Genomic DNA, 4,095 nt, shown 5'->3' with positions numbered 1-4,095 from the left:
ACCATCACGTCGACCACGGCGCCGCCCTTCTCATCGAGATCGAGGCGGGTGGCGATCACCGATCCCTTGCCGCCCCAGCTCTCGGCCCATGCCTTCGCCTGGTCGAAGAGCTGGCGGTTGTGCGGGTTCTTCGGGTCATGGAGGTTTCCAGCCTTCTGCACCCATTCCGGTGACACGACGCAGATGGCTTGCAGGCAGAGGGGCGAGCCTTTCCGCTCGCCGGCCCCGAGCTCGGCTTTGTGCGCCTTGAAGGCGGCGAGGTAGTCGCGGTCGTCCTCGGCCTTTGACCAGGCGAGGCCGAAGCCGGGTTCCGCATCTTCCCGGACACGGGCCTTGCCCGTCTCGTCGTGACGCTGCGCATGAAGGGACGCCCCGCGAAGCTGGGCGATGGTGGTCATCTTGTTGACGCGGATAGCTGCCTTGAACATGGGGGCAGCGTAGGGTGTCCGGGGAGAATTGTCATTTCAAATGACAACCCACTAGGCAATTCTCTGCGAGCCGCTCCGCTAATTGCCATTGGGCCAGAGGCGCTGCGCCCTCCTGGACCTCCTGCCAGAAGCCGCCCAAAGGCGGCTGCGCATCATTCCGCCCCTGCCATATGCGGGCCGGTCGGAATGATGCGCGAAGCCAGCTCGGACCGAAGACCTCCGAATATCGGAGGGCCGGGCTGGCGGTGCTGGTCACATAGATCAATGCTTGAAAATGGATAATTATTATACCATATTTGCGCATGGATTTTGAGTATGACCCCGCCAAAAGTGCCTCGAATCTGTCGAAGCATGGCATCGACTTCGATCAGGCACAGGCCCTTTGGGATGACCCGTGGATGCTCGAAGCGCCCGCCAAGACCGAGGGTGAACCGCGGTTCATCTCGATTGGGAAGATCGAGGGCAAGCACTGGGCGGCCGTCTGGACACCGCGAGGTGATGCGGTGCGGATCATCTCGGTGCGCCGCGCCCGGAAAGAGGAGATCGGATACTATGAAGGCAACTGAGTTCGACAAGAAGTTCGACGCCGGTGAAGACATGAGCGGTGCAATTGACTGGTCCCAGGCACGCCGCCCGAATGACCAGCCCAAGCGCGTGAACGTGGATTTTCCGGCATGGGTCGTCGAAGGTTTAGATAAGCAGGCCCGTCACCTCGGCGTGACGCGGCAATCACTAATCAAGCTCTGGATTGCTGAGAGGCTTCAGTAATTGCCATGAACACGATTGCCTTCCTGCTAGGTATGTCTCTTGACGTTGGAGGTGTTGGCGGCCTGCTCTCGGGGATTTTTGCAAGATCCTTTAAGCGTGCGATGCTTTGGTCTCTGGGCTTTGGCGCGCTGAACGTAGTGCTTCTGCTAGTGTTGTCGCCCACGTCCAGGTTCGCCCCAATTTTTGTTGTCATTGCGCTTTTCTGGGGATGCGTCGGTTGGTGTTTGGTCGGGCGCTTACTCGCCAAGCGTCGAAGGGAACGAACGGCTAAAGTGGGGTCTGATGCATAACGATAGAAAGCCAGATTCTCACGTTGCCTATGGCGCAGCTATGGACGGCGTGTCGGCCGTTGCTACCAGCCTCTCCGTCATAGGGCGATATTGGTGGAACATTCAGATGAAGCTTTTGCAGAAGGTCGGGATTATGCCCGTCTTCAAAGCTCATTCGTGGCTGTTCTGGGTGGTTGGCTTTCTCCTACTAGCGTTTTTGTATCCGCTTGGTGTGGCATTCGTTGTCAGTGCCTTTTGTGCTGGCACGAAGGACCCCAAGGCCGAGAATGATTTTATCGTTCCCCTGAGGGGCGCGCGCGATGAAGCTGAAGTTCCTGCTGAAATCACTGGTCTCAGGGCGTCGTCGAGCGTCGAAGATGACAAGGCGGATCACCACGGTGATGAGTACGAGGACCTATATCTCGCTGCCGGTATTGCGCATGTCAGTTTCCTGAATGCGATGGAGCGAGAGCCGAGCGATGAAGAGTTCTCCGCTGCTGCCTTGGGTGCTTTCGACGGCGCGGTCCAGGCCCTTAGAGTTGAGCTAACGCATGTTGAAATGTTCAGCATGGGTGCGGCGTTCATTGTTCGCCAGCTTAAAGACTTAGAGCGAATGGGCGACGTGGACCCCGAAAGGATTTCTGATCTGACAGCCGAGGCGATGAACTCTAGTGCGCTACAGGGCATCCGAGAGCAGGCTGGGCAGGTGGCCTACAGCGTCACTGTGAAAATGCGTTCTGCTTAGCCCTACCGGTTGAGTAAGCGGGACAATAAGCTGCGCCTTGGTCTGTTATCGGCCAAGAGAGCCGTTATCCGACCCTCTGAGCTATCTAGACGTTTCCGTAAGTCGCTGATCGTGTCCGCCATCTGGTCTTTCTGGGCTTCTAGCCCGTTGGCTCGCTCATTTGCGACGGCCAGCTCTTTTTCGAGTTCAAGAATGCGGGCTAAATCACTGTTGATACTGGTGTTTGGCGCGTGTTGCGCGTCGTTGCTTTGGGCGTGTTGCGCAACAGATTCTGCCGCAACGGCAGGGAAAACGCGGTGAAGCTCTGACGGGTCTATCTCATAAGAGCCACTGTCGCCCTTAGAGGCTGATATTTTGCCGTTTTTAATTGCTCTCTGGATTGTTGTTTTGTTCTTTCCTGTGGCACTTGCGGCCTCGGAGAGTGAGTATTTCATAGTGTTGCGCGCCGTTGCATCGTGATGTTGCGCATCAAGGTAGCGTGTTGCGTGGCGCAATGCCAAGCGAATGCGCCTTTGGCGGGGTTAGCGCAGGCTGTCTTGTTTGCCGCAATAGGCCAAAAACGCCGCGCCTGCGTTCTTTGGTGGGTTGCCCTTGGCCGCTTCGCTCTTGGCGAATGCCAGCCAGTCCGAACGCAGGGCATAGTAGTCCCGGCCTCTTTCTCTGGCGATGTCCCGCGCTTTGTCCTCTGCCCATTCTGGAAGCTTGATGTCGGGGGCGAGTCTGGCTTGCGGAGAGCGCGGGCGGAAGATCACCAAATCATCAGGTGCCAGCTCCATGCGGTAGAACGGGGTGTCATCGTCCTGGATGATCTGACGCAGGTTTAGCCGGAACTTCTTCAAGGGGGCGTTGCTGCCAGTTTTCTCTTGAAGCTTGGCGAGGCCGATTTGCCACTTCGGCTGGCTGCCGCAATGCTTGCGGCCGATCTCATACAGGCGGCGTTCCAGCGGGCGGCGCAGGCGGAAATAGTCGTTGGAGATCGTGACTACCTCGTCGCTCTCGATCGCGCGCATGACCCAGTCAGACAAGATCACTTCACAGTAATCGAGCCGCCACTTTCCTTCCTCCTTCATCACGAAGCCGCTGCCGGATTCCAGCAGGCTGAAGAAGCGTGTTTCGCGCTTGTTGCCAGTCTGGATGTCCGTCTGGAACGTGGTGCCGATGAGCCTTTGGAAGGCTTGTTCCAGGCGCTGATACTCGATGCCTCCTGTCTTGCGGTTGGTTGTGATCATCAGCTCACGGGCACTGAAGCGGACCCGCTTGCCGATTTTTTCCCCTCGGTTCTTTCGATGCATGAGCTGGCTCACGCAGAAAATCAGGATGTCCTTGTCGAAGATCGTGGGCAGGCCGACCCCAGAGGGGACGATCTTCAGCCTGTTGTCGCCACCGCGATATTCGAGGTGGCGCATGTCAGGTTTCGTGGCGAGCGAGAACAGCGGATGCTCCATCGAGGCCATGTCGTCCTTCGGCACCACGTCAGAGATGTCGAGGATGAAGAAATCCTTCTGGGGGTGCCTGTCGGGGAGTAGGGCCATCCATCTGCCTAGTGCTGTTCGTTACATCGGGAACCAGCATCAAGCATGACCCACCTGCCCGTCAAGTTCGTTATATCGGGACCCGATTTGGGGTGAAATCCGTTCGTTAGTTTCGGAACCCAGATTCGTTAGTTTCGGAACCCAGATTCGTTAGTTTCGGAACCCTGTGGATAGTTTCCTGTTTCTCTAACAGTATGTTACGGGTGATTTTTGGCCCCGTAACATACTCCGTAGGTAACACTATTAACACTAGGGGTCAGAGACCGTGGCTTCGGCCTCGATCAACCCGCTCAGGTAAATCATGCTCACGCTCTGCTTGAGGCTCTTCCCTGACCTGCGGTGCTTCAAGGCCA

Annotated in this window: 6 protein-coding genes; 3 read left to right on the top strand and 3 right to left on the bottom strand. The window is 57.2% G+C overall.

Annotated features, from left to right (window positions below; genetic code table 11):
* The coding region (locus BFP70_RS19745; RefSeq protein WP_141693292.1) for a hypothetical protein at positions 1-428 on the bottom strand (428 nt) is incomplete at its 3' end.
* Between the two features lie 302 nt (positions 429-730).
* Between BFP70_RS19745 and BFP70_RS19735 the strand changes: the two genes are divergently transcribed.
* The 3 genes from BFP70_RS19735 (at position 731) to BFP70_RS19720 (ending at position 2,210) form a co-directional block, all read left to right on the top strand.
* Complete coding sequence (locus tag BFP70_RS19735; RefSeq protein WP_066013803.1) at positions 731-994, top strand: BrnT family toxin; 264 nt, start codon at positions 731-733, stop codon at positions 992-994.
* Positions 981-1,196 carry a type II toxin-antitoxin system BrnA family antitoxin gene (gene brnA, locus BFP70_RS19730; RefSeq protein WP_066013801.1) on the top strand — a complete coding sequence of 72 codons (216 nt, stop codon included), beginning with the start codon at positions 981-983 and terminating at the stop codon, positions 1,194-1,196. The genes BFP70_RS19735 and brnA overlap by 14 nt, the downstream gene beginning before the upstream one ends.
* Positions 1,197-1,478: 282 nt before the next feature.
* Entirely contained in the window at positions 1,479-2,210 is a 732-nt protein-coding gene (locus BFP70_RS19720; protein WP_141693291.1) for a hypothetical protein, read from the top strand.
* A gap of 2 nt (positions 2,211-2,212) precedes the next feature.
* Here the strand turns inward: BFP70_RS19720 and BFP70_RS19715 are convergent, their stop codons facing one another.
* Both BFP70_RS19715 and BFP70_RS19710 read right to left on the bottom strand, forming a co-directional pair.
* Positions 2,213-2,710 carry a hypothetical protein gene (locus tag BFP70_RS19715; RefSeq protein WP_141693290.1) on the bottom strand — a complete coding sequence of 166 codons (498 nt, stop codon included), beginning with the start codon at positions 2,708-2,710 and terminating at the stop codon, positions 2,213-2,215.
* 21 nt (positions 2,711-2,731) lie between these two features.
* Complete coding sequence (locus tag BFP70_RS19710) at positions 2,732-3,742, bottom strand: replication initiator protein A (RefSeq protein ID WP_066013793.1); 1,011 nt, start codon at positions 3,740-3,742, stop codon at positions 2,732-2,734.
* Positions 3,743-4,095: the final 353 nt, after the last annotated feature.

Source organism: Thioclava sp. SK-1 (genome assembly GCF_001705665.1).
GTDB lineage: Bacteria > Pseudomonadota > Alphaproteobacteria > Rhodobacterales > Rhodobacteraceae > Thioclava.
Note: the sequence above shows the minus strand (reverse complement) of the source record. Positions and strands in the feature narration are given on the sequence as shown.